The sequence below is a fragment of the Mycobacterium sp. pR1184 genome, assembly GCF_041287235.1.
In the GTDB taxonomy this organism is placed as follows: Bacteria; Actinomycetota; Actinomycetes; order Mycobacteriales; family Mycobacteriaceae; genus Mycobacterium.
Genome location: NZ_JBGGKR010000009.1, coordinates 106,081 through 130,190 on the forward strand (window position 1 = coordinate 106,081; position 24,110 = coordinate 130,190).

At 66.0% G+C, this 24,110-nt stretch carries 29 protein-coding genes; 15 read left to right on the plus strand and 14 right to left on the minus strand.

Annotated elements, in window-relative coordinates:
- Positions 1–48: 48 nt before the first annotated feature.
- The 3 genes from ACAG21_RS17300 to aceA all read right to left on the minus strand — a co-directional run bounded on the left by ACAG21_RS17300 (position 49) and on the right by aceA (position 3,370).
- The gene (locus tag ACAG21_RS17300; protein WP_370497483.1) at positions 49–438 is read right to left on the minus strand and encodes a hypothetical protein; all 390 of its coding nucleotides are present in this window, start codon (positions 436–438) and stop codon (positions 49–51) included.
- A gap of 142 nt (positions 439–580) precedes the next feature.
- Positions 581–808, minus strand: coding sequence for a hypothetical protein (locus ACAG21_RS17305; RefSeq protein ID WP_370497484.1), 228 nt, complete (start codon positions 806–808; stop codon positions 581–583).
- Positions 809–1,069: 261 nt separating this feature from the next.
- Positions 1,070–3,370 carry an isocitrate lyase ICL2 gene (gene aceA, locus ACAG21_RS17310; RefSeq protein ID WP_370497485.1) on the minus strand — a complete coding sequence of 767 codons (2,301 nt, stop codon included), beginning with the start codon at positions 3,368–3,370 and terminating at the stop codon, positions 1,070–1,072.
- 302 nt (positions 3,371–3,672) lie between these two features.
- Between aceA and ACAG21_RS17315 the strand changes: the two genes are divergently transcribed.
- The gene (locus ACAG21_RS17315) at positions 3,673–4,059 is read left to right on the plus strand and encodes a hypothetical protein (RefSeq protein WP_370497486.1); all 387 of its coding nucleotides are present in this window, start codon (positions 3,673–3,675) and stop codon (positions 4,057–4,059) included.
- On the opposite strand, the gene ACAG21_RS17320 is transcribed toward ACAG21_RS17315, so the two are convergent.
- On the minus strand, positions 4,056–4,766 hold the full coding sequence (locus ACAG21_RS17320; RefSeq protein WP_370497487.1) for an MBL fold metallo-hydrolase: 711 nt from the start codon (positions 4,764–4,766) through the stop codon (positions 4,056–4,058). The two genes, ACAG21_RS17315 and ACAG21_RS17320, sit on opposite strands and share 4 nt — an antisense overlap.
- Positions 4,767–4,825: 59 nt before the next feature.
- Here ACAG21_RS17320 and ACAG21_RS17325 point away from each other — a divergent pair, with 59 nt between their 5' ends.
- The 4 genes from ACAG21_RS17325 to ACAG21_RS17340 are packed head-to-tail and all read left to right on the plus strand — an operon-like array spanning position 4,826 to position 7,281.
- Positions 4,826–5,152, plus strand: coding sequence for an ArsR/SmtB family transcription factor (locus ACAG21_RS17325; RefSeq protein WP_370497488.1), 327 nt, complete (start codon positions 4,826–4,828; stop codon positions 5,150–5,152).
- A 49-nt stretch (positions 5,153–5,201) separates the two neighbouring features.
- Entirely contained in the window at positions 5,202–6,206 is a 1,005-nt protein-coding gene (locus tag ACAG21_RS17330; RefSeq protein WP_370497489.1) for a zinc-binding dehydrogenase, read from the plus strand.
- Between the two features lie 44 nt (positions 6,207–6,250).
- Positions 6,251–6,694 (plus strand): SRPBCC family protein, encoded by a 444-nt coding sequence (locus ACAG21_RS17335; RefSeq protein WP_370497490.1) that lies wholly within the window; start codon positions 6,251–6,253, stop codon positions 6,692–6,694.
- Between the two features lie 41 nt (positions 6,695–6,735).
- On the plus strand, positions 6,736–7,281 hold the full coding sequence (locus ACAG21_RS17340) for a YbhB/YbcL family Raf kinase inhibitor-like protein (protein WP_370497491.1): 546 nt from the start codon (positions 6,736–6,738) through the stop codon (positions 7,279–7,281).
- 4 nt (positions 7,282–7,285) lie between these two features.
- On the opposite strand, the gene ACAG21_RS17345 is transcribed toward ACAG21_RS17340, so the two are convergent.
- Entirely contained in the window at positions 7,286–8,851 is a 1,566-nt protein-coding gene (locus ACAG21_RS17345; RefSeq protein WP_370497492.1) for a phytoene desaturase family protein, read from the minus strand.
- Between the two features lie 112 nt (positions 8,852–8,963).
- Here ACAG21_RS17345 and ACAG21_RS17350 point away from each other — a divergent pair, with 112 nt between their 5' ends.
- Positions 8,964–9,563 carry a TetR/AcrR family transcriptional regulator gene (locus ACAG21_RS17350; RefSeq protein WP_370497493.1) on the plus strand — a complete coding sequence of 200 codons (600 nt, stop codon included), beginning with the start codon at positions 8,964–8,966 and terminating at the stop codon, positions 9,561–9,563.
- 58 nt (positions 9,564–9,621) lie between these two features.
- Here the strand turns inward: ACAG21_RS17350 and ACAG21_RS17355 are convergent, their stop codons facing one another.
- Entirely contained in the window at positions 9,622–10,497 is an 876-nt protein-coding gene (locus ACAG21_RS17355) for a LysR family transcriptional regulator (protein ID WP_370497494.1), read from the minus strand.
- A gap of 95 nt (positions 10,498–10,592) precedes the next feature.
- Here ACAG21_RS17355 and ACAG21_RS17360 point away from each other — a divergent pair, with 95 nt between their 5' ends.
- Both ACAG21_RS17360 and ACAG21_RS17365 read left to right on the plus strand, forming a co-directional pair.
- A complete protein-coding gene (locus ACAG21_RS17360; RefSeq protein WP_370497495.1) occupies positions 10,593–10,985 on the plus strand; it encodes a tautomerase family protein in 393 nt (130 codons plus the stop codon).
- On the plus strand, positions 10,982–11,941 hold the full coding sequence (locus ACAG21_RS17365; RefSeq protein ID WP_370497496.1) for an NAD(P)H-dependent flavin oxidoreductase: 960 nt from the start codon (positions 10,982–10,984) through the stop codon (positions 11,939–11,941). Before ACAG21_RS17360 ends, ACAG21_RS17365 begins: the two co-directional genes overlap by 4 nt.
- Here ACAG21_RS17365 and ACAG21_RS17370 read toward each other — a convergent pair.
- Genes ACAG21_RS17370 through ACAG21_RS17380 form a run of 3 tightly spaced genes read right to left on the minus strand, consistent with a single transcriptional unit; the run spans position 11,938 to position 14,799 of the window.
- The gene (locus ACAG21_RS17370) at positions 11,938–12,651 is read right to left on the minus strand and encodes a hypothetical protein (protein WP_370497497.1); all 714 of its coding nucleotides are present in this window, start codon (positions 12,649–12,651) and stop codon (positions 11,938–11,940) included. The genes ACAG21_RS17365 and ACAG21_RS17370 overlap by 4 nt on opposite strands.
- Positions 12,652–12,659: 8 nt before the next feature.
- Complete coding sequence (locus ACAG21_RS17375; protein ID WP_370497498.1) at positions 12,660–14,102, minus strand: AMP-binding protein; 1,443 nt, start codon at positions 14,100–14,102, stop codon at positions 12,660–12,662.
- Between the two features lie 7 nt (positions 14,103–14,109).
- Entirely contained in the window at positions 14,110–14,799 is a 690-nt protein-coding gene (locus ACAG21_RS17380; protein WP_370497620.1) for a hypothetical protein, read from the minus strand.
- A gap of 194 nt (positions 14,800–14,993) precedes the next feature.
- Here ACAG21_RS17380 and ACAG21_RS17385 point away from each other — a divergent pair, with 194 nt between their 5' ends.
- The 5 genes from ACAG21_RS17385 to ACAG21_RS17405 all read left to right on the plus strand — a co-directional run bounded on the left by ACAG21_RS17385 (position 14,994) and on the right by ACAG21_RS17405 (position 18,221).
- Positions 14,994–15,476: a carboxymuconolactone decarboxylase family protein gene (locus ACAG21_RS17385; RefSeq protein ID WP_370497499.1), complete on the plus strand. Its 483-nt coding sequence runs from the start codon at positions 14,994–14,996 to the stop codon at positions 15,474–15,476.
- 30 nt (positions 15,477–15,506) lie between these two features.
- The gene (locus tag ACAG21_RS17390) at positions 15,507–16,136 is read left to right on the plus strand and encodes a nitroreductase family protein (RefSeq protein ID WP_370497500.1); all 630 of its coding nucleotides are present in this window, start codon (positions 15,507–15,509) and stop codon (positions 16,134–16,136) included.
- Complete coding sequence (locus tag ACAG21_RS17395; protein WP_370497501.1) at positions 16,136–16,630, plus strand: SRPBCC family protein; 495 nt, start codon at positions 16,136–16,138, stop codon at positions 16,628–16,630. The genes ACAG21_RS17390 and ACAG21_RS17395 overlap by 1 nt, the downstream gene beginning before the upstream one ends.
- Before the next feature lie 65 nt (positions 16,631–16,695).
- A complete protein-coding gene (locus ACAG21_RS17400) occupies positions 16,696–17,253 on the plus strand; it encodes a hypothetical protein (RefSeq protein ID WP_370497502.1) in 558 nt (185 codons plus the stop codon).
- A gap of 2 nt (positions 17,254–17,255) precedes the next feature.
- Entirely contained in the window at positions 17,256–18,221 is a 966-nt protein-coding gene (locus ACAG21_RS17405) for an FAD-dependent oxidoreductase (protein ID WP_370497503.1), read from the plus strand.
- Here the strand turns inward: ACAG21_RS17405 and ACAG21_RS17410 are convergent.
- The 3 genes from ACAG21_RS17410 to ACAG21_RS17420 form a co-directional block, all read right to left on the minus strand.
- Positions 18,205–18,624, minus strand: coding sequence for an anti-sigma factor antagonist (locus tag ACAG21_RS17410; RefSeq protein ID WP_370497504.1), 420 nt, complete (start codon positions 18,622–18,624; stop codon positions 18,205–18,207). The two genes, ACAG21_RS17405 and ACAG21_RS17410, sit on opposite strands and share 17 nt — an antisense overlap.
- Before the next feature lie 391 nt (positions 18,625–19,015).
- Positions 19,016–19,417, minus strand: a complete 402-nt coding sequence (locus ACAG21_RS17415) for a phage holin family protein (RefSeq protein ID WP_370497505.1) — start codon at positions 19,415–19,417, stop codon at positions 19,016–19,018.
- Positions 19,418–19,477: 60 nt separating this feature from the next.
- Entirely contained in the window at positions 19,478–20,545 is a 1,068-nt protein-coding gene (locus ACAG21_RS17420) for an amidohydrolase family protein (RefSeq protein ID WP_370497506.1), read from the minus strand.
- A gap of 56 nt (positions 20,546–20,601) precedes the next feature.
- Here ACAG21_RS17420 and ACAG21_RS17425 point away from each other — a divergent pair, with 56 nt between their 5' ends.
- Positions 20,602–21,873, plus strand: a complete 1,272-nt coding sequence (locus tag ACAG21_RS17425) for an MFS transporter (protein WP_370497507.1) — start codon at positions 20,602–20,604, stop codon at positions 21,871–21,873.
- Between the two features lie 53 nt (positions 21,874–21,926).
- Here the strand turns inward: ACAG21_RS17425 and ACAG21_RS17430 are convergent, their stop codons facing one another.
- Positions 21,927–23,201 (minus strand): competence/damage-inducible protein A, encoded by a 1,275-nt coding sequence (locus tag ACAG21_RS17430; protein ID WP_370497508.1) that lies wholly within the window; start codon positions 23,199–23,201, stop codon positions 21,927–21,929.
- A gap of 118 nt (positions 23,202–23,319) precedes the next feature.
- Positions 23,320–23,625: an MTH1187 family thiamine-binding protein gene (locus ACAG21_RS17435; RefSeq protein ID WP_370497509.1), complete on the minus strand. Its 306-nt coding sequence runs from the start codon at positions 23,623–23,625 to the stop codon at positions 23,320–23,322.
- A gap of 38 nt (positions 23,626–23,663) precedes the next feature.
- On the opposite strand from ACAG21_RS17435, the gene dtd reads away from it, so the two are divergent.
- Positions 23,664–24,095 (plus strand): D-aminoacyl-tRNA deacylase, encoded by a 432-nt coding sequence (gene dtd, locus ACAG21_RS17440; protein ID WP_370497510.1) that lies wholly within the window; start codon positions 23,664–23,666, stop codon positions 24,093–24,095.
- Positions 24,096–24,110: the final 15 nt, after the last annotated feature.

Sequence of the window (24,110 nt, forward strand, 5' to 3'; positions counted from 1 at the left end):
ATGGCCCCCTCGGCTACCGCGAGCAAGTCCTAGTGACGCAAGCCGCGATCAGGTGCCGCCGCAAATGTTGCCGACGCAACCGCCGCCACCACCGGGGCCGCCGCCACCGCCACCGACTCCCGGGATGCTGCCGCTACCGCCGCCGGGCCCGCCACCGCCGGTGGGACCGCCGGGAATGCTGCCGCCTCCCCCGCCCGGTCCGCCACCGCCGGTCGGGCCGCCGGGTACGGTGCCACCACCGCCGCCCGGGCCGCCGCTGCCGCTCGGGCCGCCGGTATCCGGGGCAGTTGACGGCGCGACGCTGGACGTCGTGGTGGTCGGCGTCGTAGTTGTGGTGCTGCTAGGTGCTTTGTTGCCGCCCCCGCTGCAGCCAACCGTCAAAACGAGCATGGCCGCGCCACCGAAAAGCGCAACCGCGGTCCGAGCTTGCGTTCTCATCAGACTCCCCTCGACACTCAGCGAACTCATTCGTTCGTACCCCTTGGGGCCTGTCGCAAACCGCACGACTTTGGTGCGGACATGCCGGTGGCCCATCTCGTAGTCGAGATGGGCCACCGGTTGCTTGATGCGGGCTGGGCGCCTAGCCGCAGTTGAGGCCCGAGATGCAGGCGACCAGGACTGCCTTGTGCACATTGCCGGGGGCGGCGGCCACATGCTGGCTTGCCGGCGTGGCGCTCAACGCGGAGTGGGTCACCGGGGCGGGCGCCGCTGCGGCTGGGCTGGGCCCGACGCCGCCGACTCCGACGACGAGTGCGAGTGCGCCCGCCGCACCGAAGGTCGTGATCGTCATCTTGGTTGAAGACTTCATCGAAGTGTCCTTTCGCTGGTCTGCTGGGTCTGCTGCACGTCTGTTCAATAGCTAATGTACACCTATGCAACTATTGCCGGAAGCGAAAGTAGCCAGTGTGATCGCTTTCACGTCTGGGTCGGTAGCAGCGTCACGCGTCCGCTGTGTGACAGCACAATGGGGCCCTCGTCCGCCACGAACGCGAACCATGACGCGGCTTAGCCGCGTTATCACGAAATACCAAGCCCGCCAAGCAATTCCGCGACGGGTTGGCGGTGACGGCTAGTCTTCCTTGGTGATCAACTTGCGCAGCGCCACCCGATCCTGCTGGAGCAGCTCGGCGATGCGCGGCTTGTTCACCTCGGCGACGATGATCTCGCCGACCTCGGGGTAGACCTGGCTGAAGATCCCGTGGGACTTCATCTTCTCGGTCTGGTACAGGTTGTCCTCGGTCGGCGTCACGTAGTAGACCGCATCGGCCTTGAAGCGATGCACCAGCCACAGGTGGATCAGCGTCATCAGCCGCTTCTGGCGCAGCTTCTCGCTGAAGGTGTTCTGGTCGCGCACCTGAAGGATGCTGCGGCCGTGCCGGTCCTTGATGGGGTCGACGACGACGTTGGCCAGCTGCTCTTGCGGGTCGGAGCCGTCGCCGACGATCCCGAGCTCCAGCACATCCGAGCCGGCGCGGCGCGGCCGCAGCGTGACCCGAAGCTTCTCGCCCAGCTGGTAGTGCTCACTCCACAACGCCAGCCACTCCTCCAGCAGCTTCTTGGGCACCTCGGTCTGCACCAGATGCTGGTGCTGGGTCGACCCCTTGCCCATCGCCTTGGTGGTCGCGGTGCGGCCCGACGATGCGGCCAGCGCGGCGTCGCTGCGCGGACCACCGACCAGTGTCTGCGGCGTCCGGTAGGGCGACTCGACCAGGCGCATCTTGCGCTGCAGCCGGGCCAGCGCCAGCATGCCGTCCTGGCGCAGATTGGTGGCGAACTCCTCGGCGGCGACACCGTCGATCTGATGCCCGCCGTAGGTGATGAAGTTGAAGACGAAGCCCATCTTGCCCAGCTCCACCGGGAACTGCTTCATCTCCTCGTCCGTCATGCCGGTGGTGTCCCAGTTGAACGACGGCGAGAGGTTGTAGGCCAGCATCTGGTCGGGGAACTCGGCGTGAATCGCGTCGGCGAACTGCTTGGCGTCGGCCAGGTCCGCGGTCTTGGTCTCCATCCAGAGGATGTCGGCGAACGGCGCCGCCGCGAGCGATTTGGCGATCGCGTACGGAATGCCGCCGCGCACCTGGTAGTAGCCCTCGGGCGTCCTGGCCAGCTCGGGGCTCCAGTCCGGCGCGGCACCCAGCTCGCGGGCCTTCGCGCGAGCCGCGTAATGCGACGCCCGCGCGGCGAACTTGCGCCACTCGTCGGAGCTCATGGTCGCCGGTTCGTCGTGTTCGCGTTCGCCGAATGCCAGCACTTCGGCCACGGCATCGGCGTAGGTCATCAGCCCGGCGTCGTCCTCCCAGGCCGCGACGAACCGCGACTCGACCTGGTCGAAGAGGTCGTCGATCGAGTGCTGACCGTCCTGCCGCCACTGGGTAACCGCATCGGAGACCAGGCCCAGGATGCCCTGACGCTCGAGCCAGGCGTTGGCGATGCCGTACTCGTCGTCGGCGAGCGCATAGAGAAGGTGACCGTTGAGCTCCTTGACGCCCAGCTCGTAGAAGCGCCGCATCAGCGCGAGGAAACAGGCCTTGTAGGACGGAATGTCCAAGTTGGTCGCGCCGAGCAGGAACGCTTGGTCGCGCTCATCGGAGTTGCTGTCGATCAGGTTCGCCGCTTCGGCGTCGGTCCGCGCGACAATGATGCCCGGCACCCGCATGATGTCGAGCTGGAAGCGGGCGGCGTTGAGGCGCTTGATCTGTTCGTCGGACGGCACCAACACCTTGCCGCCCTGGTGACCGCACTTCTTGGTGCCCGGGCGTTGGTCTTCGATGTGGTAGCCCGGCACGCCGGCTTCCACGAAGCGGCGGATCAGGTTGCGCACGTGCGGGTCACCGCCGTGACCGGTGTCGGCGTCGGCGATGATGAACGGCCGGTAGTCGTACTCCTTGGCCGCCGCGCGCTGCTGATCGCTCATGTGCAGCCGCTGGTATTGCTGGTTTCGGTCGGCGGTCAGCAGCGCGCGCACCAGCACTGCCGCATCCTCGGGCACCTGGCTCAGCGGGTAGCTCGCCAGGTCCGGACCCGGGTCCTCGGTGGTGGACCCCTTGGCGGAGGTAGCCCAGCCGCCGAGGTAGATCCCCTCGATTCCCATTCGCTTCATGCTTACGGCCTGCCCGGGTGAGTACGGGCCGAAGGTGGTGATGCTCTTCTTGGCCGCGAAAAGCTCGCGCAGACGGGGATAGAAGGCCGCCGCGGCTTCCCGGGCCACCGGGTAGTCGGTCGGTATCGTGCCGCGTTGCTCTACTACTTGGCGGGCCGTATAGAGGCGAATCTTCCCGGCAAACCGTGGATCGTCGAAGTATTGCTGCGTGGCGGCGACGTCTTCGTCGAACGGTGCGGGGACCTCGGTGTCCGCGTCGATGATGGCCATGGCTTTACGCTCCCCTTCCAGCACGAGTCCGCTGCACGTGAGTCTATCCCTGGTCCTGTGATTTCCATCATGGTTCATTCGCAGTCTGCCGAGCCGGGCCAAAGCTGTTGTCACACGGCGCACTACGAATTGCCGCGCTGCGCGCCGTCGGCGTGGTGGAACGCCTAAAGGAGTGCGGTGCAACGCTTTTCGTTATGGGGGCGCGCCGTGACGTTCCGCCGACACCTGTCGGCACCTGCGCGCAGCAAACTACATAGACGGATAGATGAAACGACCCAAAGTCAATCCAGCAAACTACGAGTATGGTCGTTCTGGTGCAGACGGAATTGCGGTACGAGCGTTGGTATGTGCTGTTATCCACCCCGCTGGGACTCGGGCCCAACACCAGTGAGGTGCGCATCGTTGACGGGACTCTCCACGTCAAGATGGGCTGGGCGTTCGAGGCCCATATCCCGATCGCGTCGATCACCCGCGCCGAAGCCTCCGATGAGCGGACGTTCACCGCGGGCGTGCACTACTCGAATGGTCGCTGGCTGGTCAACGGTTCGGGCAAAGGACTGTTGGCATTGACGATAGAGCCGCCGGTACAGGCGAAAGTCCCGCTCAGGTCGGTCGCGCTGCGCTCGTTGGTGCTCAGCGTGACCGATCCGGACGCACTCATCGCCGCGTGTACGGTAGCGACCGCCTAGCCCGAACGTTGTTGTAGCCAAGTCCGTTGGCGGCGGATGAAGTCCGCGTCGACTATCTTTCCGTGGCCCGGGACATAGATCGTTTCTCGCCCACCGATCGCCCGCAGTCGATCCAGCGTGGCCGGCCAGGCCGCCACATCGGAGTCGTCGTCGATGAACGGGTCCGCGGACTCTTCGACGAGGTCACCGGTGAACATCACGACGCGGTGATCGTGCTCGTCCAACCCGGGAACCACCACGATCAAGTCCGAAGTGGTGTGGCCACGCCCCGGGTGGGTGATTCTCACATCGCGATCGCCGAGGTCGATTACGGCATCGTAGAGGCCGTGCTGGGGCGGCCGCAGCGCCGCGAGTGCCCGGTCGATCTCGGCGGCGTCCGCACCGTAACTCAGCGCGTGGGCACGAATCTGGTCGTGGGCCGACGAGAGGTAATCGACAACCTCGGGCGCGCAGTAGATCTCGGCGTCGGTGAAATACGAAGATCCCAGCACATGATCGAAATGCTTGTGCGTCAACACAATAGTGGTCACCGGGCCTCCGGTGAGCTGCCGGACGTCCTCATCGATCGCAGCCGCCTCGGTCATCGTGGTGCCGCTGTCGATGAGTAATGCGCCAGCGCGTCCGCGTACCACGCCCACGGTGACGTCGCAGAACGGCAGCCGACAGCGGTGCACGCTGGTGGTCAGTCGTTCCCAGGTGAATCGCATAAGGAGCAATTTAACGGGCCGACTACCCGGGCGGTTGACGTGTCGGGAATTTCCGACATATGGTGTCGGGCGTGGGGACCGCGGACCGCGTATTTCTCGCCCTAGCGAATCCGGTGCGACGGGAGCTGTTGGAGATTTTGACGCGGCAGCAACTTTGTGCGGGGGAACTCAGCGACCGCTTCAAACTCAGCCGCCCCGCGGTCGCCGAGCATCTGAAGGTGCTGCGCGACGCGGGCCTGGTCGTCGGCGAGCCGCAGGGCCGCCGCCGGATCTACCGCCTCACCCCGGAACCACTCGCCGAGCTCGGCGAGTGGCTGCACCCCTTCGAGAAGTTCTGGCGCGGACAGCCGGCCGCGCTGGCCGACGCAGCAGAGGAGCTGGAATGAACCGGACGTCAACACCTGCGACGCTGACGCGGACGGCGCAGGCCTCCTGATGCGCGCAGTCGTGATCACCAGGCACGGCGACCCATCGGTTTTGCAGGTGCAGCAGCGCCCGGACCCACCCCCGCCCGGCCGGGGCCAGTTGCAGGTCGCGGTCCGGGCCGCGGGAGTGAACTTCGCCGATCACCTCGCCCGCGTCGGGCTGTATCCCGACGCTCCAAAACTCCCGGCCGTCGTCGGCTACGAAGTCGCGGGCATCGTCGCGGCCGTCGGCGAGGGCGTCGACCCCGACCGGGTCGGTCAACGGGTTTTGGCGGGAACACGATTCGGCGGGTACGCCGAAACCGTCAACGTGGCCGCGAGCGATTCCGTCGCGCTCCCCGACGCGATGAGCTTCGAACAAGGCGCGGCGGTCCCGGTCAACTATGCAACCGCGTGGGCGGCGTTGCATGGCTACGGCTCACTGCGCCGCGGTGAGCGGGTGTTGATTCACGCCGCGGCCGGCGGCGTTGGGACCGCGGCCATCCAGTTCGCGAAGGCCGCCGGCGCCGAAGTGCACGGCACCGCTTCACCGGCCAAACACTGCAAGCTCGCCGAGTTCGGCGTGGACCGGGCGATCGACTACCGCCGTGACGGCTGGTGGAAGGATCTCGGCCCCTACGACGTGATCCTCGACGCCCTCGGCGGCACGTCACTGCGGCGGTCGTACCGACTGCTGCGACCCGGTGGAAGGCTGGTCGGCTACGGCGTCTCGTCGCTGCAGGAGGGCGAGAAGCGCTCGCTGTTGCGGGCGGCTCCGCAGCTGTTGTCGATGCTGCGCGGATTCAATCTGGCCGACCAGCTCTCCGAGTCGAAGACGGTGATCGGCCTGAACATGCTGCGGCTGTGGGACGACCGCGGCACGCTGCAGCCGTGGATCACACCGTTGACCCGAGCACTGCACGACGGCACCATCGCGCCGATCGTGCATGCGGCCATCCCGTTCGACGAAGCACCCGCCGCGCACCGGATACTGGCGGCACGGGAGAACATCGGGAAGGTGGTTCTGGTGCCCTAGGTCGACGCGTTTGGGTAGCCGCGGCACTGGGTTATCTTGCGAAGATGGCTGTCTCCGATTCGCGCGAACTCGTTATCGAGGCCACCCCCGACGAGATCATGGACGTGCTCTTCGACATCGAATCCTTGCCCGAGTGGTCGTCGGCTCATCAGAAAGTCGAAGTCCTGGAGCGCGATGACCAGGGACATCCGATCCGATCCCGGCAGGTCGTCAAGATCGTGGGCATTTCCGAAGAACAGGAACTCGCCTACACCGTGCACGACGACGGGGTGAGCTGGACGCTGGTGAGCGCCAAACAGCAACGGGCACAAGACGCCCGGTACACACTCACCCCCGACGGCGATTCCACCAGGGTCCGCTTCGAGTTGACCGTGGATCTCACCGTGCCGGTGCCCGGGTTCCTGATCAAGAAGGGAACCAAGGGTCTGATGGACACCGCGACCAAGGGGCTTCGCGAGCGAGTGATCAAAGTCAAAAAGAGCGGCTAGCAGGCTATCTTCTCGGGCCGCGGTTGGCGACACTGGTCGGTATGGGTAGCAGTGAAGCTCGGCGCATCGGCTTGGCCATCGGCGGACTGGCATTGACGCTTGCCGCGGCCGGCACCGCCGGGACGGGCGTCGTGCCAGCGGCGCCGGACGCGCCGTTGACGATCAGCAGTCCGGCCTTCGCCAACGGCGCGCCGATACCGGCGCAATACACCTGCAAAGGGGCCGACGTCGCGCCGCCGTTGACGTGGTCGGCGCCGTTGGGGGCGGCACTGGTGGTCGATGATCCGGATGCGGTCAACGGGGTGTACATCCACTGGATCGTGACCGGGATACCGTTCGGATCCGGCAGCACCTCGGACGGTCAGACTCCCGGCGGCGGCAGCACGCTGCCGAATACGGCCGGCCAGTCCGCTTACAAGGGGCCCTGTCCGCCCGCCGGTACCGGGACCCACCACTACCGCTTCACGCTCTACCAGCTTCCCAACGACTACCAGCTCCCCGGCGGACTGGCCGGTGTGCGCGCCGCGCAGGCCATCGCCGGGGCCGCCACCGCGCAGGCGCAGCTGACCGGAACGTTCGGCGGCTGATCGGCTAGCGGTCGTCCAGAATCTGATAGGCCGCGTTGTAGCCGGGCGTGAATGTAATGCCCGGGCCGCCATGGCATCCCGCGCCGCCCAGGTATAGGCCATCGATCGGAATCGGCATGTCCAGAAAGCCCTTCGGGCCGGGACGGTTGGGTCCCATCAAATCCGGGTGCAACAGGCCATGACAGAAGTCGCCGGCGGGGGCGCCGAACATCGTGTTCATGTGATACGGCGCGAACGTGATATGACGGATCAGGATGTCGGAGAAGTTCGGCGCGAATTTGGTGATCTTGTCGATAACACGCTGTGCCATTTCGTTTTTCAGGTGGCCGTGCTGGTCGCGGTCGACTTCGACCGGGAAGGCGTAAGCATATGCGCTCGCCGCGTGTTTACCCGGTGGTGCCATTGCGGGATCGTGCACCGACGGGATTTGCATGCCCATCGACGGGTTGTCCGGAACGAGTCCCCGCCGGCAGATCTCCCACTGCTGCTGTTGGGTTTCCGGTGAGCCGAAGATCCCCACCGACTGCTGCATGCCCTCCTCGTTGAGGAACTCATACGGTGGCGCGAACTCGGGCAGCCCGTCGAGTGCGAAATGAAGCTGCACGAATGAGGCGCGGTGATCGCGTCCGGACACGCGTGAGATCAACTCGGCCGGAACATGTTCGGGTGCAATGAGTTCGGTGAGTGTCATGTCAGGCGACAGATTGGACACCACGATCGGCGCCGAGATCGTCGAGCCGTCGCGCAATCGGACGCCGGTTGTCTTGCCGTTCTCGACGAGGATCTCCTCGACCCGGGTGCGAAAGCGGATCTCTCCCCCATGGGAGACGAAAAGCTCGCGCAGGTGTTCGGTGAGCGCGCCGATACCACCCTTGAGTTTGGTCATCATCGCGGTGCTGTCGTCGGGGACCGCCAGCGCGAATGCCAGGCACGCGGCGCTGCCCGGTGTGTAGGGGCCGCGGTAGGTGGAGTTGACCGCCAAAAATGCCAGCATTCCGCGCATCACCGCGTGCTTGTCCTTGTCCGGCAGGTAACGGTCGATCACGTCCATCGCCGAGCCGAACAGCATCTCGTGAATCGCCCGGCGTTCGGCGGCATCGGTTGCGCAGGCATACATTTCGTCGATCGTCTTGGGCTGCTGGCACACATCGAAGCGGCCGAGCGCCCGTGCGGGCGCCTGGCTCCAGGCGATCAGCTCGGCCATGCCCATGACGGCCTCCATGCCGTGCTTCTCGTTCAGATGAGCCATCAGCTGCATCGGGTCGCGATAGAAGACCATCGGCTCTTCACCGTTTTCGCCGATGTTGACCGACATCACCTCGGGCTCAATCACGGGCAGCGTGTCGAGTCCGAGGTCCTTGGTGAGCTGGCTCGCCGTCGGGAACTGCACCGAGCCCGCGATCTCGTAACGGAAGCCGTCGATCAATTCGACCGTCGCCGCCATGCCGCCGGCATAGGTGTTGGCTTCCAGGCACACGGTTCGCAGGCCGGCGCGCTGCAGGATCGCCGCCGCGGTCAGCCCGTTGTGCCCGGCGCCCACCACGATCGCGTCATATGTCGTCGTGCTCATGGTCTCGGCCCTGCCTTCCGTCGGTGGTATGCGCGTGACAAGAATATGTCAGTACTGACATGATTGGAAGATGTCAGTTCTGACGCAAACGGTGCGATACGATCGGGCCGCCATGACCGTTCCGATGAATCGCCACCAGCAGCGCCACCGCTCGACACACGAGGCGCTGCGCCAAGCTGCGCTAAAGAGCTTCGCCCGCAAAGGCTTTGCGAACGTGACGGTCACGGAGTTGGCGGCCGAGGCCGGTGTTACCGAACGCACCTTCTTCCGGCACTTCCCGACCAAGGAGTCGGTGCTGTTCCAGGACTACGAGTCGCAGGTGGAATGGCTGGCCGAGGCGCTTGCGCAACGGCCGGCCTCCGAGTCACTGTTCGACGCGGTGCTGGCCAGTGTCGCGGCCTTCCCGCACGACCTCGAAGTGGTCCGGCAGGCCGCGACGGCGCGCACCGAGTTGATCTCTGCCGACCGGATCGCCGGGCACTTGCGGGTGGTGCAGTCATCGTTCGCCGCCGTGCTGACCGATTTCGTCAGCAAGCGGAATCCGGACGCGCCCAACATCGAATTGGCTGCCGAGGTCGCGGGCTCGGCCCTGGCGGCGGCTCTCGTTGTGGCAGTGGAGCATTGGGGTCGCAACGGGTGTACCGGCGACCTCGGCGAGCTGGTTTCGGCCAGTATCGATGTGGTCCGCTCCGGTCTGGCGTCGTTGGCCTGATCCGCCGCCGGCGTTCGCGACGGGAGCCGCAGCGCGGTCCGGGAGCGACTCGCCGAGTTCACGGTTCGCAGGCAGCGGCACTGGCCACCGCGGCCTCGACGAAGCGGCGCAGTTCGCCGTTGCGGGCGCGCGGTAGAAAGGCCAGGGCGACCGGGCTCTGCGGTGCGCCCCGCAACGGGATGAACCGGACGCCGGGATGGATGTTGCGCCGGACGGCGACGTCGGGGATCACGCCGATGCCTCGATCGGCGGCAACGGATTCGATCCACTCGTCGAAATTCGATGTCTCCACTACAGTTTGCGGGCCCTGGCCCGCCGGCCACGACCACGGTCCGGTGGTGCCGCTGGCGACGTTGACCACCAGTGGCCATTGCGGGACGTCGGCCCAGTCCAGCTCCGACTGCTGCGCCAGGCGGGAATGCACCGAACACACCGCCACCCGTGCCTCGTTGAACAGGTGCACGACTCGCACGGCGGTCGAAGTCACGTGGCCGCGCACCACCGCGATGTTCACTCTCCCCTGCTGCACCGCGGCCAGCACATCGTCGGTGCGGATCAAACTGACCGTCGTTGCGTTGGCCCGCTCAAATCGGGCAACGGTGTCTTGGGCCCACGGGTCGGGCAACAACCAACTGAATCCGAGGCGAATACTGGCTTGCCGCCGCACGGCAGCCACGCCGCGTTCGAGTTCGGCCAGCACCCGTTCGACGTGCTCGAAGAACGTCCGTCCGGCGTCGGTCATCTCGACGTGCCGGGAGCTGCGGTCGAGCAGGGTGACGCCGAGCGCGTCTTCCAACTGCGCAATAGTGCGGCTCAGCGCGGGTTGGGTGATCGCGAGCACATCGGATGCTTGCGTGAAGGACTGCAATCGCGCCACCGCTTCGAATGCGCGCAGGTGTCGCAACTCCACTCGGCCGCTGTCCAGCACGCCCATGCCTGACAAGCATAGATGTCGTGCGACAGGCATTTCACTCCTGTTTGCGGTGGACCTAACGTCGTAGCCGAGACGCATGGACCAGAGGAGAGAAAATGCCGTTGCTGTACATCGACCTGATCGAAGGGCGCACCCCGTCGGAGGTCCAGGCGCTGCTGGACGCCGCGCATGACGCCGTCATCGCATCGTTTGCGGTGCCGCCGGGCGACCGCTACCAGGTGGTGCGCACCCATCCCGCGCACGAAATCGTGGCCTGGGACACCGGCCTGGGTATCGACCGGTCGGCTCGGTTGGTGATCGTGCACGTGGTCAGTCGCCGACGCACCCGCGCCATGAAGGAACGATTCTACGAGTTGCTGGCAGCCAACCTGGCCGAGCGGTGTGGGGTCGATCCGGCCGATCTGATCGTGTCCATCACCGAAAATGGGGATGAGGACTGGTCTTTCGGCCACGGTCGGGCGCAGTTCCTCACCGGGGAACTCCAATGAAAACCCGGCTGACCGAATTGTTCGGCATCCAACACCCGATCATCTCGGCGCCGATGGCCATGGCGTCCGGCGGCCGGCTCGCCGCGGCGGTGACGGCGGCCGGCGGGCTCGGCCTGATCGGTGGCGGGTACGGCAACACCGACTGGCTCCGGCACGAGTTCGACCAGGCCGGTGGCGCGAGGGTCGGCTGCGGGTTCATCACCTGGAGCCTGGCGCAGGCGCCCGAACTGCTCGATGAAGCCCTGGAACGGCAACCTGCCGCAATCATGTTGTCATTCGGCGACTTTGGGTCGTTCACCGAGCATATCCACGAGGCGGGCGTGCCGTTGATCGCCCAGGTGCAGAACCTCGAACACGCCCGGCAGGCTCTGGACGGCGGCGCGGACGTCGTCGTCGCGCAGGGCGGTGAGGCCGGCGGCCACGGTATGACCGTCAGGTCCACGTTTACGTTGGTGCCCGATGTCGTCGATCTCGTCGGCGCGCGCTCTCCCGCAGCACTGGTTCTGGCCGCCGGCGGTATCGCCGACGGCCGTGGCCTCGCGGCGGCATTGGCGCTGGGCGCCGACGGTGCGCTGGTCGGCACCCGATTATGGGCCAGCGCCGAGGCGTTGGTGTCGCCTCGGGCTCACCAGCGGGCGGTGGCGGCCAGCGGCGACGATACTTTCCGGACTCGCGTGTACGACGTTGTGCGACAGCTTGCTTGGCCCGCTGACTACAATGCGCGAGCGTTGGGTAACCGATTCCTCGACACCTGGCACGGAAACGAGGACCAGCTGTCTGCTGCCTTACCCGAGGCGGTGGAGACTTTCGAGAAAGCCTCGGCCGCAGAGGATTTCGATGCCGCTGCCATACTCGTCGGCGAAGCGATCGGACTCGTCCGCGATATTCGGCCGGCCGGCGACATCGTAGCCGATATGGCGCGTGACGCTGCCCGGATTCTGGGCCGGGAGGCCTAGTACAACGGCGACCAGTCCGACGTCCGCAGCAATCGGCTCTCCCACTGATCGCGATACTTGAGCGCTTCGAACATGTAGCTGCCCGGCCCGCGGTACTCCGGAGGTACCTCTTTGGTCAGCAGATGCACGAGCGCCGCGTAGTTGTTGGAGTCATCGATCTTCTGCCACAGCACGGCTTCTCGTCGCTGATGGCTCCCGTGCGCGACTTGGAAACAAGCCTGGATGTCCAGAATGCGCATGCGTGCCGGAGCCTGCGACAGCGGCCGATAGTAGATGTCATTCCAGGAGCGGATGTAGTCGTCGAGCGGCGCGTACGGCCAGCCGGTGTCTTCCATGAAGAGACTGAGCGGGTGAGTTCCGGCATCGGTGGGCACGGCCGAAAGATCGACCGACTGCAACGGCGACCACTCCACCGGCAACAGCAGCTTGCCCGTCACCTCGTGACGCAGGTTGTCCAGTTCGCGCATCCACGGCTGCAGATCGCCATGTTGGGCGCGCTGCGCCAGGCTCTCCCAGCAGGCACCGTCGGCGATGCCGGTGATCGTGACGACGGTGTAGGAAGGCCCGGTGCCGTGTGCGTGGTTGGTGTACCAGAGCAGGCGGGCATAGTCGTCGTTGGCCAGCGTGGGCATCCAGCCGTCCCGATAAGCGGCCTCGAATTCCTCTTCCCGGCCGCCCACCACCTTGTGGGTCTCATGCAAAAACAGCACGTGGACTCCTAGGTGCCATCGGCGATCAGCGCGGCGAGCTGATCACGGTTGACCTTGCCGGTTGCGCTGTACGGGATGTGTTCCACGATCGCCAGTCGCTCGGGAAGCTTGAAGTGCGCGATCAACTCGCGACAGTGTGCGCGCAACTCGTCGAGTGTCACCGGGGCGCACACCACGATGGCCGCACCGACGCGTTGCCCCAACTCGCCGTCAGCGATCCCGGCGACCGCGGCGTCATCGACTGCCGGATGTGAGCGCAATGCTTCCTCGACCTCGATCGGTCCGAATTTCTCTCCCCCGCGATTAATTGTGTCCTTCAGTCGGCCGCTAAGGAAGATGTAGCCGTCGGCATCTCGGCGGGCGAGGTCACCGGTGCGCAGCCAGCCGTTGGTGACGTTCTGGGAGCTGTTCACCCACAACTCGCCGACCGCCCCGGCCTCGACCTCGTTGCCCGTATCGGGGTCAACCAAGCGCACCTCGACTCCGGGTAACGCGCGGCCGACCGAACCGGCACGTGCCGGGTCGCGGTGATCGTCGGGCATCAAAGTCGTGTAAGCGCCCAGGGTTTCGGTCTGACCGAATACATTGGCCCACGCCACCTGCGGCAGCGCCGCCATCGCCCTGCGCACCAGACTCAGTGGCGCGGCCGCGGCCCCGTAGGCAATCGCGATCAAAGACGACAGATCGGTGCTCGCGAAGTCGGGGTGGTCGATGATCCGCTGCAGCATCGTCGGCACCATGAAGGTCGTGCTGACGCGGTGCTCTGCCACCAGCCGGAGCCATTCGCCGGCGTCGAAACGCGTTTGCAGGACCGCGGTGTTGCCCGAATACAGGCTGCCCAGCACGCCCAGCGCGCCGCCGACGTGGAACAACGGGACGCTCAGCATGCTCACCGAGGGTTTCGCGCCGACTTGGAAGGGGCGCGACATTCCGGTGATGCGCCGGGTGAGCAGTCGGCCGCCGATGCTGACGGTTTTAGGGAGTCCCGTTGTGCCGCTGGTGAATAGGATCAACGCGTCGCGGTCGTCGGCGTCCGGGGCGACGGCGTCGTGGACGGGGCCGGGCCGGCCCAAATCGCTCACCGTCAACGTGGTGGGGACACCGGCTTCCCGGACCCGCTCGACGTACTGCTCCCCCGCGACAGCCACGTCGGCGCAGCCGGCATTCCTATGCAGGCCCCGCAACTCCGGCGGCGTCAGCGCCGGATTCATCAGCGCGGGTGCGGCGCCGATGCGTGCCGCACCGAGCAATGCGGCGATCGACAGCAGGCCGGCCCCGTCGACGATGGCGATGCGCTGTCCGGGCGTGACGCCGTGGGCGGCCAGGCTCGCCGCGCACTGCCCTACTGCCGTTGCAAGCTCGCCGTAACTGATCGTATCTCCGCCGACGATCAGGGCGGCCCGGGCGGGATCCCCGCCGGCGGCGGCGTCATGGATCGTCCCGATGTTCATCTGAGGCTTAATACAGGGGTGACCACTCGGAGGTGCGCAGCAACCGGCTGGTCCACTGGTCGCGCAGGTCCAGGGCGTCGTACATCCAGGTGCCCGGCGCGCGGTACTCGGCGGGGATATGGCTGCGGAGCAGGTCAAGCAGCGCGTCGGGACGGCTGATGCGCTGCATCAGGATCACCTCGCGTCGCACATGGCTGCCGAGGGCAGGCTGGAATGCCGCATGCATCGTCAGCATGGAAGACGGCTCCTGGAGGCCCTTGGCGTACACCTCGCCGCAGCGGACGATGTACTCCTCGAACTTGTCCTCGTAGGGCCACATGGTGTCTTCCATGTACAGGGTCATCTCGTGCTCACGACCGTCGACCGGCACCTCGTCGAACGGTACGTCGAGCAGCGGTGACCAGGGCAGCGGCATCAGCAGCTTTGCGACGACCTCGTGGCGGAGCTCGTCGAGCCTGCGCATCCAGTCCTGAAGGTCGCCCTTCTGTACTCGCAGGGTCAACTTCTCCCACGCCGCGCCGTCGCGAACGGCGGTCACGGTCACGACCGTGTACGCGGGGCCGCTGCCGTGCGCCTGATTCGCGTACCACAGCAACCGGGCATCGTCGCCGCGCCCGAGCATCGGCATCCAGCCGTCACGGAACGCGGCTTCGAATTCGTCTTCCTTACGGCCGCGGACCGTGTGCAGCTCGTGCATGAACAGCACGCACAAACCTCCATTCGCGGCGGTGGGCTGCAACGCCGCTCCACGGACGGTAACTCCGGCGGATTGACACGTCCAGGCCGGGTTAGTCGTATGCGCAATTACGCCTAGTCGCATGACCTAGACAGCCGAGTTGAGAATCTGGTTTGCTCAACTCGGTACCGTCCTTACCGGGCAGGAGTTCTCCGATGGCAAGGCTCGACGTGCCGGAGGGCCCGGGTGGCGAGGCAGCCATGATCTGGACGCTGCGGCCACAGCTCGGCGGCATGGTCGAACGCATGATCCGCGGTGCGTATCAGCAGAGCATCCTGCCGGCCGACGAGCGTGAGTTGGCGAGAATGCGGATTGCGCAGATCAACGATTGCGTGGCGTGCTCGGGTTTCCGCGCGCAGTCGGTGCTCGACGCCGGTGTCGCACCCGAGTTGTATGACAACGTCGCCGCATACGCCGGCTACCCCGGCTATACGCCACGCCAACGCCTTGCCATCGAGTTCGCGGAGCGGTTCGCCAACGACCATGCGTCGATGGATGACGCGTTCTTCCAACGACTTCGGGAATCCTTCTCCGACGAGGAGATCCTGGACCTCACGCTGTGTGTCGCGGTTTTTCTCGGCCTCGGACGTTCCCTGACCGTGCTGGGCGTCGACCAGTCGTGCGCCATCGACCTCTAACAGACTCGAAAGGGCCCAATGGACTCCCAGATGGACCTAGCCACCGTCGATGAACTGCTGAGCACCACGCGGTCGGTTCGTAAGCGTCTCGACCTGACCCGGCCGGTCGGACGCGAGGTGATTCTGGAATGCATCCAGCTGGCGATGCAGGCACCGACGGCCAGCAATGCACAGGACTGGCGCTGGCTGGTGGTCACCGACGCGGACAAGCGCGCGGCCATCGCCGAGATCTACCGCGGCATCGGGTCGCAGTACCTGGCATACGCGGTCGACAATGCGCCCGACCCGCAGACCCAGCGGGTGTACCAGAGTGCGATGAGCCTGACGGAAACGCTGGGACAGGTTCCGGTGCATGTCATTCCCTGTCTGACCCAGCGCATCGACACGGCGGAGCCCGGCATCGCCGCGGCGGCCTGGGCTTCGATCATCCCGGCGGGCTGGAGCTTTCTGCTGGCGCTGCGCTCGCGCGGGCTGGGCTCGGTGTGGACGACGATGCATCTGTTCAAGGAAAAAGAGGTCGCCGAGCTGCTCGGCATTCCGCCGACCGTCACGCAGGCCGCGCTGTTCCCCGTCGCCTACACGATCGGCACCGACTTCCGCCCGGCCGCGCGGCCGCCGGCGGAGTCCATCACCTACTGGGACGGCTGGACAGACAGCTGATGCAGTCCTACACCGTGCGATTCCACGTCGACGCGCCGCCACACAAGGTGTGGCGGGTGCTGCATCCCCCGGTGCCACCGAACGCGCCACGCCCGCGAGTGCTCACGTGGCCGACCGGCAGCATGGAAATTCTGAACGAGGGCAACGAGGCCGGTGAGGGCCTGGTCCGCACCTGCGTCTTTCCGGTCCCCAGGTACCTGCTGTCCGGCGGCCGGGCGCGGTCGTGGGAGACGGTGACCGAAGCCGAGCTGAACAAGCTGTCGCGCTACGTCGCCGTCGGCGCGCCGCTGTGGTCGCGCGCCGAGGGATATCACCAGCTCGAGGAGCAGCCCGACGGCACCACCGTGCTGACGTTTCACGAGACATATCACGCCTACAACCCGGTGCTGCGCTTCTTTCTCGAGCGCCCGGTGCACGCCAGGATTTCGCGGGACAACCTCGACACCTACGAGCACGCGCTCGGCTACGCCGGCAAGGTCCGACGGCTGCCCTAGGCTTTCGATGCTGCTCGGCCAATCTCACGGAGATGTGAATTAGGTTCTTGACCCCGGTACCCTCGATGTCTATGGGAGTACCTACCGCGGCACGACTGGCTGCGGCGAGTCTGATGGCCGCGGGCTGGGCCGCCGCGTCCACCTTTGTGGCCAGCGCCGACCCGGACGACACACGTGGTCCGGCGCCGGGGCCGGCACCGGGGCAATCAGCGTCACCATCACCCGCGGCGTCGCCGTCGGCATCGCCCTCGCCCGCGCCGCCCGGGGGCGCGCCGAAGACGGTGATGGACAAAGACGGCCTTTACGCGGTGGGTACCGACATAGTGCCGGGCATTTACAGCAGCGGTGGCCCGGTCGGCAACGGCACCTGCTACTGGAAGCGGACCGCCAACCCGGACGGCGCCCTGATCGATAACTCGCTCAGCAAGAAGCCGCAGGTGGTCAAGATCGAGCCGACGGACAAGGCGTTCAAAACGGATGGCTGCCAGCCCTGGCAGCTGACGCCGGACGCCCCGGCACCCGCCGACGTCCCCGGGCCGGTTGCGGGGGCCCAACTGCAGGGCACCCTGGGCACGCTCAACGGCCTGCTGGGGCCGAACGGAATGCGGGTACCCGGCACCTGACCGTGGCCGGTACTCAACAGATTGTCGTCGTCGGTGCGGGAGTCAGCGGACTGACGTCGGCTCTGTGCCTGGCCGAGGCCGGGTGGCCGGTGCGAGTGTGGACCGCCGCACCGCCCAAGCAGACGACATCGGTAGTGGCCGGTGCGGTCTGGGCCCCGCCGCGTCCGGCCGAACGCGCCGCCGAAACAATGGCGTGGGCCCAACATTCGTTGGCGGTGTTTCGCGAACTGGCCGCCGACCCCGATACCGGGGTGCAGCTATCGCCGGCGCTCGGGGTCGGCGAATTGACCGCGACCGAGTCGATGTCGTCGGCGGCGCAGCTGATCCCCGAGTTGCGGCCCGCCCATCCAACCGATCTGCCCGACGGGTTTCGGGTCGGGTTTCGCGCGACCCTGCCGATGATCGACATGCCGCACTACCTCGGCTACCTCACCCAGCGACTCGCCGCGGCCGGCTGCGAGATCGAGGAACACCCGGTGCGGTCACTGGCCGAGGCCGCCGACGCAGCGCCGATCGTGATCAACTGCTCCGGTCTCGGCGCACGTGCGCTGGTGGGCGACGACACGGTGCGGCCACTGTTCGGCCAGCATGTCATCCTCACCAACCCTGGTCTGCGACAACTGTTTCTGGAGATCAACAACGGCCCGGAATGGGTGTGTTACTTCCCGCACCCGCAACGCGTGGTGTGTGGCGGGATCAGCATCCCGGACCGCTGGGACACCACCGCCGAACCCGACATCACCGAACGCATCCTGGCGCGCTGCCGCCGGATCGAGCCGAGGCTTGGCGAGGCCGAGGTGCTGGAGACGATTACCGGGCTACGGCCCGATCGCCGGTCGGTGCGGCTGGCAGCCGAGCCACTCGGGAAGGCGCGCTGCATCCACAACTACGGGCACGGCGGCAATGGTGTGACGTTGTCCTGGGGTTGCGCGCGCGATGTAGTGCGGCTGGTCAATCCTGATCGCTGACCGGCAATAGTGCTGTCTCCACCGACGCGTACGTCGGCAGCAACGGATGCAGTCCGCAGGCGGCGATGGTTCGGGCCATGATGGGCTGGCTGGTAACGAGTCGCAGCGCGACGCCGCGACGGCGACACTCGGCTGCCTCATGCGCCAGCGCGGCATAACCGCATGAGCCCATGAAATCGAGGTCACACACGTCGATGACGAACGGACCGGGCGCGACGGTTTCGGCGGCACCGCGGCTCAGCACGTCCTGCCACGCGGTCTCGTTGCTGGCATCGATGTCGCCGCCGACATGGACCACTACCGACGAACCGGTGCGCCGGGTAACCGTGCGCAAGCCGCTTGGCGCGTGGCCAAGATACGACCCGTTGTGGGGCCGCGCTATTCCGATTGAGGCAGTGTCCATCTCAGCGACATCCCGTCGTCGTGGGCAGTATCGGGCGACGCCGTCCTTCTCCCTAAAAGGCCGGCAGGGTTGTCGTTAAACCGACCCCCGCCGGTTATTACGTCGCTGCTGAGCATATGTGCAATTGACATCTACCGAGGGTATTTGCCCAAATCGACTGGTTTTGCTCGGCGGGCAGACGGCCGAAGTCACTGAAAGCCTTACTATTTCAGAAACGGTAGCCAACGACGAATCGAAACGGTGGAAGATCCGTAAGCATCGTTTACGCGCTTCACGCTCACATTGCCACCATTACGATCAATCGCCTGGGTTGCTTTCGTCGCCGGGCGGGATTTCTGGACTGGGCCGCGGGCTGGGAAGCGACCCCCGCGGTGGCAAGCGGGCCGAGGGATCAACCGCGGGTGCGTCGGTCGACATCGCCGACCACCAGTGACAGCAACCAGCTCACGATCGACAACAGGATCGCGGCCCAGATCGCCGTCCACCAGAAGTGGTCGATCGCCAGTCCCCAGTGCGTGGTGTGTTCGGTGATCCAGGCCGTGAGCCAGAGCATCAACGCGTTGACGACGATGTGGAACAGGCCCAGGGTCACGATGTACAGCGGGATGGACAGGAACGCAACGATCGGCTTGATGAACGCGTTGACCAGTCCGAAGATCACGGCCACGACGAAGATGATGCCGATGCGTTCCAGCGGCGTCTTGCCGCCGACGAAGCTCAGCCCGTGAACGAAGTGGGTGACGATCCACATGGCAAAACCGGTCAAGGCGGCGCGAATCAGAAAGGGGCCCATGCCGCAAGATCCTGCCATCCGAATTGAATGCCCGGCAGGGCCATTCGGCCCAAGCCAGTATCAGTTAAGCGCGTAAAAGCGTTGCGCATTGCGGCTGGCGATCTTCTCCCGCGCCTCTTCGCTGATGTCCGCGCGGGTGCGCAGGTGCTTGGTGCTCTCCGGCCATTCGCCGTCCCAATGCGGGTAGTCGCTGGCGAACATGATGAAGTCGGCGCCCAGCACGTCGATCACGCCGGGCAGGATCGGCTCCTCGGGCTCGCACGTCACAAAGATGTTGCCCGCAGCCAGGTATTCGTGCGGGTCGCGGCGCCAGCCGCGTTCGACCCAATCGCCCCGCTTCTCATAGTGCTCGTGCAGGCGGTCCATGAAGAACGGAACCCAGCCGGCGCCCGCCTCCAGGAAGGCAACCCGCAGTCGGGGATGGCGCTCGAAGACGCCGCCGGAAACCATCGCCGTCATCGCGGTCATCTGGTCGAACGGAAAGCTGATGCAGTGCACCTGAATGTAATTGGTGAAGCGGTCCACGCCGATCTTCGGCAGATGAATTCCGGGTGCGCCGTGAATGCCCAGCGGCATCTCGAGTTCCACCGCGGCGGCATAGAACGCGTCGAGATCGGGGTGATCCAGGTTGCGGGTCTTCAGCGCCGGCGGGACCAGAGTCGCCACCAGCCCGAGCTCCTTGGCCTCGGTCATGACGTCGATGGCCGGTTGCCCGTGCTCGATCGGGGTCACGGCGACGCCGCGCAACCGGCCGCCCGACGAGGCGCAGTAATCCGCGATCCACTGGTTGTAGAGCCGCGCGAATCCCGCCGCGAATGCCGGGTCTTCGAGGCTGGGCGCGCAGAGGCCCAGGCTCGGGTACAGCACCATCGTGTCGATGTGATCGCGGTCGGCGTCGCCCAGCACGCCGTCGGGTGACGAGCAGTTGATGTTGGGCGACTTGCTGATTCCGTGTTCGGGCGGACAGCCGGCGCCCGGGCCGCGATCCTCCGGATAGTTACGGCCTTCGATCATCAGCCGGAGGCGTCGGTCGGTGCTGGGCTTGACGTGGTCGGGCCACCGCTTGATCGCTTCGATCGCCAGCGAGGAATTCTCGGCGACATGTCCATCGGCATCGATGATTCGCATATTCGGCGAACTTACTCCGGCGCCGTGGATGGTCAAACGGCTCGCGGTGCGCCACGATGCTTCACGTGACAACTCAACGGATCAACGCCGATCAGCGAAATTCGTTCATTGCCGCGATGTTGGGCTGGACGATGGACGCCTTCGATTACTTCATCGTGGTGTTCGTCTATGCCGATATCGCCAAGTCCTTCCACATCAGCAAGGCCGAGGTCGCGTTCATTACGACGGCGACCCTGTTCATGCGTCCCGTTGGTGCCTTGATATTCGGGCTCTGGGCCGACCGGGTCGGCCGGCGGCTCCCGCTGATGGTGGACGTGATCTTCTACTCCGTTGTCGGCTTCCTGTGCGCATTCGCGCCCAACTTCACCGTGCTGATGATTTTGCGGTTGCTGTACGGCCTTGGCATGGGCGGGGAATGGGGGCTGGGCGCGGCGCTGGCGATGGAGAAGGTTCCCGTCGAGCGGCGCGGCTTTTTCTCCGGTCTGCTGCAGGAGGGCTATGCCTTCGGCTATCTGCTGGCCAGTATCGGATCGCTGGTGGTGATGGACTGGCTGGGGCTGTCGTGGCGCTGGCTGTTCGGTCTGTCGATCATCCCGGCTCTGATCAGCCTGGTCATCCGCTACCGGGTGCAGGAGTCCGAGGTGTGGGAAGCCGCCCAGGATCAGATGAAGCTCACCAACACCAAAGTCACCGACGTGCTGCGCGACGGCAAGATCGTCCGCCGGTTCTTCTATCTGGTGGCGCTGATGACCGCGTTCAACTGGATGAGCCACGGCACCCAGGACGTCTACCCGACGTTCTTGGGTTCGACGGCCAACCACGGCGCCGGCCTGGACAGCGTGACGGTGAAGTGGATCGTGGTGGTCTACAACATCGGTGCCATCATCGGCGGTCTGTTCTTCGGCTCGATGTCGCAACGGTTCAGCCGCCGCTACACCGTGATTTTCTGCGCGATCCTCGGATTGCCGATCGTGCCGCTGTTCGCGTTCTCCCGGACCGCGGCGATGCTGTGTCTCGGCTCGTTTTTGATGCAGGTCTGCGTGCAGGGTGCCTGGGGTGTGATCCCCGCGCACCTGACCGAGATGTCGCCGGACGCCATCCGCGGCCTCTACCCCGGGGTGACCTACCAGCTCGGCAACCTGCTCGCCGCGTTCAACCTGCCCATCCAGGAACGACTGGCCGAGACGCACGGCTATCCGTTCGCGCTGGCCGCCACGATTGTGCCGGTGCTATGTGCGGTGGCATTCCTGACGTTTATCGGTAAGGACGCGACCGGACTTCGCTTCGGTACCGCCGAAACCGCTTTCCTGCCAACGGAAGCCAAGTGAGCTCGTGGCGATCGCAAGCGCGGCGCAGCCGGGCGACGCGGTCGCCACATGGGTCACAGCGGCGCTTGCTCGCTGAGCGCGCGTCGCAGCATGTGCATCGCAACCGTCGCCGAGCGTTCGCGGACATCGGAACGGTTCCCGGGCAGTCGCATTGTCCGGGTGTCCGTGCGCCCTTCGGCCAGTCGAACCGTGAAGCAGACCGTGCCCACCGGCTTGTCCGGCGTCCCCCCGCCGGGACCGGCGATGCCGGTGATCGCGACCGCGGTATCGGCGCCGAAACGGCGTAATGCGCCGGCGGCCATCGCCTCGGCCACCGGTTCCGATACCGCGCCGTGCGCCCCGATCAATGCGGCGTCGACGCCGAGCAGCTGGATCTTCGCGTCGTTGGAGTAGCTCACCACGCCGCCCATCACGTAGTCCGACGATCCGGGCCGGTCGGTCAGCCGTGCGGCCACCAGTCCCGCGGTGCAGGATTCCGCGGTGGCTATCCGGCGCCCGGCCAGCAGCCGCGCGACCACATCGTCGACCTGTGATCCGTCCTCGGAGTACAGCTGCTGACCGTGCCGGTCGCGCAACAACTGGGTCAGTTGGGCGTAAGCTTGTGCCGCCTCGGGCTCGTAGCGGGTGACCATCTCGATCTCGCCCCGCCGCAGGCAGGTGGTGATCTCCAGCGCGTCGAATCCGGCGACGGAATGCTGCGCGTCACGCAGTGTTTCGGCCAGCCCCGACTCGGGCAGCCCGAACATCCGGATGGTGTCCTGGCGGTAGATCGTCCGCCCGGCGATCGCGTGGCGTGCGGCCGGGGTCTCGATGGCCTTGTGCCACATCGGCTGAAGCTCGCGCGGAGGGCCGGGAAGCACGATCACCGTGGGCTTTCCGGGCACCACGACGCCCGGGGCGGTGCCCACCGGGTCGAGCACCTGCGCGCCGGCGGGAACCATGGCCTGTTTGCGGTTGGCGGCGCGCACCGCGTCGAAGCTCTCCGAATCAAAGTGCGCCATAAGCTTTTTGAGAATGTTGGCGATCTTGTCTTCGACCACTTCATCGAGCAGCAGCTCGCGTTCGCAGAACCGCGCCACCACCTCCACGGTCATGTCGTCGGCCGTCGGGCCCAGTCCCCCGCTGGTGACTATCAAGTCCACGCCCTGTTCGGCCAGGAAGCGCAGTTGTGCCTCGATGTCGGAGGGACGATCGCCACAGATGGTGATGTGGGCCAACTCCACGCCCAACTCGAGCAGCCGGTCGGCGATCCACGGGCCGTTTCGGTCTTGGACGCGTCCGGTGAGGACTTCGGTTCCAGTGACGACGATGCCTGCGCGTGCGCTCACCGGCTTGAGCCTACTGGCGCGTGAACGCGGTATGGCGTCGAGTGTGCATCCCTGGCGTCGGGCGTGCAGTCACGTCGGCGACACGCCGATCGATGCCGCCCCCGACGCACTCCCGACGTCAGTTCTCGGCGAGGTAGCGCTCGACCGTCGCGACCTTCTGGGTCATCGCGTCCGCGACGCCGGCGCGCATGTCCACCTTGATCACCGTGCTGACCCTGGGGGCGCGAGCGGCCACGGCCTGCACGGCGCGCTGCACGACCGCCATCACTTCCTCCCAGGTATCGCCCTCGATCACGGTGAACATCGAATCTGTCTTGTTCGGCAACCCGGAGTCGCGCACCACCCGCACCGCTTCGGCGACGATCTCGCCCACGCCCTCGCCAACGCCGAGCGGGGTGACCGAAAACGCGACAAGGACCGACACGCGTCGAGCCTACCCATCGCGCCTGGCAGCATCGAACCATGCGGGTTCTGGTGCAACGGGTCTCGTCGGCAGCGGTGGCCGTCGACGGTGAGGTGGTCGGTGCCATCCGGCCCGAAGGTCAGGGGCTGCTGGCATTGGTCGGCGTCACCCACACCGACGATGCCGACACGGCGCGACGTCTTGCCGAGAAGCTGTGGAACCTCCGCATTCTCGCCGACGAACGTTCCGCGGCCGATATCGATGCCCCGATCCTGGTGGTCAGCCAATTCACGCTTTATGCCGACACCGCGAAGGGCCGCCGGCCGTCCTGGAACGCGGCGGCTCCCGCTGCGATGGCCGAGCCACTGGTCACGGCATTCGCGGAGGCGTTGCGCGGCTTGGGCGCCCGCGTCGAAACCGGCGTGTTCGGGGCGAATATGCAGGTCGAATTGGTCAACGAGGGGCCAGTAACGGTGTTTCTTGAACTCTGAAGGCGCCCTCGCAGG

What these genes read in the sequence shown, in the direction of transcription:
- ACAG21_RS17300 (WP_370497483.1), bottom strand. Translation starts at nt 438, where the DNA reads ATGAGAACGCAAGCTCGGACCGCGGTTGCGCTTTTCGGTGGCGCGGCC.
- ACAG21_RS17305 (WP_370497484.1), bottom strand. Translation starts at nt 808, where the DNA reads ATGAAGTCTTCAACCAAGATGACGATCACGACCTTCGGTGCGGCGGGC.
- aceA (WP_370497485.1), bottom strand. Translation starts at nt 3,370, where the DNA reads ATGGCCATCATCGACGCGGACACCGAGGTCCCCGCACCGTTCGACGAA.
- ACAG21_RS17315 (WP_370497486.1), top strand. Translation starts at nt 3,673, where the DNA reads ATGGTCGTTCTGGTGCAGACGGAATTGCGGTACGAGCGTTGGTATGTG.
- ACAG21_RS17320 (WP_370497487.1), bottom strand. Translation starts at nt 4,766, where the DNA reads ATGCGATTCACCTGGGAACGACTGACCACCAGCGTGCACCGCTGTCGG.
- ACAG21_RS17325 (WP_370497488.1), top strand. Translation starts at nt 4,826, where the DNA reads ATGGTGTCGGGCGTGGGGACCGCGGACCGCGTATTTCTCGCCCTAGCG.
- ACAG21_RS17330 (WP_370497489.1), top strand. Translation starts at nt 5,202, where the DNA reads ATGCGCGCAGTCGTGATCACCAGGCACGGCGACCCATCGGTTTTGCAG.
- ACAG21_RS17335 (WP_370497490.1), top strand. Translation starts at nt 6,251, where the DNA reads ATGGCTGTCTCCGATTCGCGCGAACTCGTTATCGAGGCCACCCCCGAC.
- ACAG21_RS17340 (WP_370497491.1), top strand. Translation starts at nt 6,736, where the DNA reads ATGGGTAGCAGTGAAGCTCGGCGCATCGGCTTGGCCATCGGCGGACTG.
- ACAG21_RS17345 (WP_370497492.1), bottom strand. Translation starts at nt 8,851, where the DNA reads ATGAGCACGACGACATATGACGCGATCGTGGTGGGCGCCGGGCACAAC.
- ACAG21_RS17350 (WP_370497493.1), top strand. Translation starts at nt 8,964, where the DNA reads ATGACCGTTCCGATGAATCGCCACCAGCAGCGCCACCGCTCGACACAC.
- ACAG21_RS17355 (WP_370497494.1), bottom strand. Translation starts at nt 10,497, where the DNA reads ATGGGCGTGCTGGACAGCGGCCGAGTGGAGTTGCGACACCTGCGCGCA.
- ACAG21_RS17360 (WP_370497495.1), top strand. Translation starts at nt 10,593, where the DNA reads ATGCCGTTGCTGTACATCGACCTGATCGAAGGGCGCACCCCGTCGGAG.
- ACAG21_RS17365 (WP_370497496.1), top strand. Translation starts at nt 10,982, where the DNA reads ATGAAAACCCGGCTGACCGAATTGTTCGGCATCCAACACCCGATCATC.
- ACAG21_RS17375 (WP_370497498.1), bottom strand. Translation starts at nt 14,102, where the DNA reads ATGAACATCGGGACGATCCATGACGCCGCCGCCGGCGGGGATCCCGCC.
- ACAG21_RS17380 (WP_370497620.1), bottom strand. Translation starts at nt 14,799, where the DNA reads ATGCACGAGCTGCACACGGTCCGCGGCCGTAAGGAAGACGAATTCGAA.
- ACAG21_RS17385 (WP_370497499.1), top strand. Translation starts at nt 14,994, where the DNA reads ATGGCAAGGCTCGACGTGCCGGAGGGCCCGGGTGGCGAGGCAGCCATG.
- ACAG21_RS17390 (WP_370497500.1), top strand. Translation starts at nt 15,507, where the DNA reads ATGGACCTAGCCACCGTCGATGAACTGCTGAGCACCACGCGGTCGGTT.
- ACAG21_RS17395 (WP_370497501.1), top strand. Translation starts at nt 16,136, where the DNA reads ATGCAGTCCTACACCGTGCGATTCCACGTCGACGCGCCGCCACACAAG.
- ACAG21_RS17400 (WP_370497502.1), top strand. Translation starts at nt 16,696, where the DNA reads ATGTCTATGGGAGTACCTACCGCGGCACGACTGGCTGCGGCGAGTCTG.
- ACAG21_RS17410 (WP_370497504.1), bottom strand. Translation starts at nt 18,624, where the DNA reads ATGGACACTGCCTCAATCGGAATAGCGCGGCCCCACAACGGGTCGTAT.
- ACAG21_RS17415 (WP_370497505.1), bottom strand. Translation starts at nt 19,417, where the DNA reads ATGGGCCCCTTTCTGATTCGCGCCGCCTTGACCGGTTTTGCCATGTGG.
- ACAG21_RS17420 (WP_370497506.1), bottom strand. Translation starts at nt 20,545, where the DNA reads ATGCGAATCATCGATGCCGATGGACATGTCGCCGAGAATTCCTCGCTG.
- ACAG21_RS17425 (WP_370497507.1), top strand. Translation starts at nt 20,602, where the DNA reads ATGCTTCACGTGACAACTCAACGGATCAACGCCGATCAGCGAAATTCG.
- dtd (WP_370497510.1), top strand. Translation starts at nt 23,664, where the DNA reads ATGCGGGTTCTGGTGCAACGGGTCTCGTCGGCAGCGGTGGCCGTCGAC.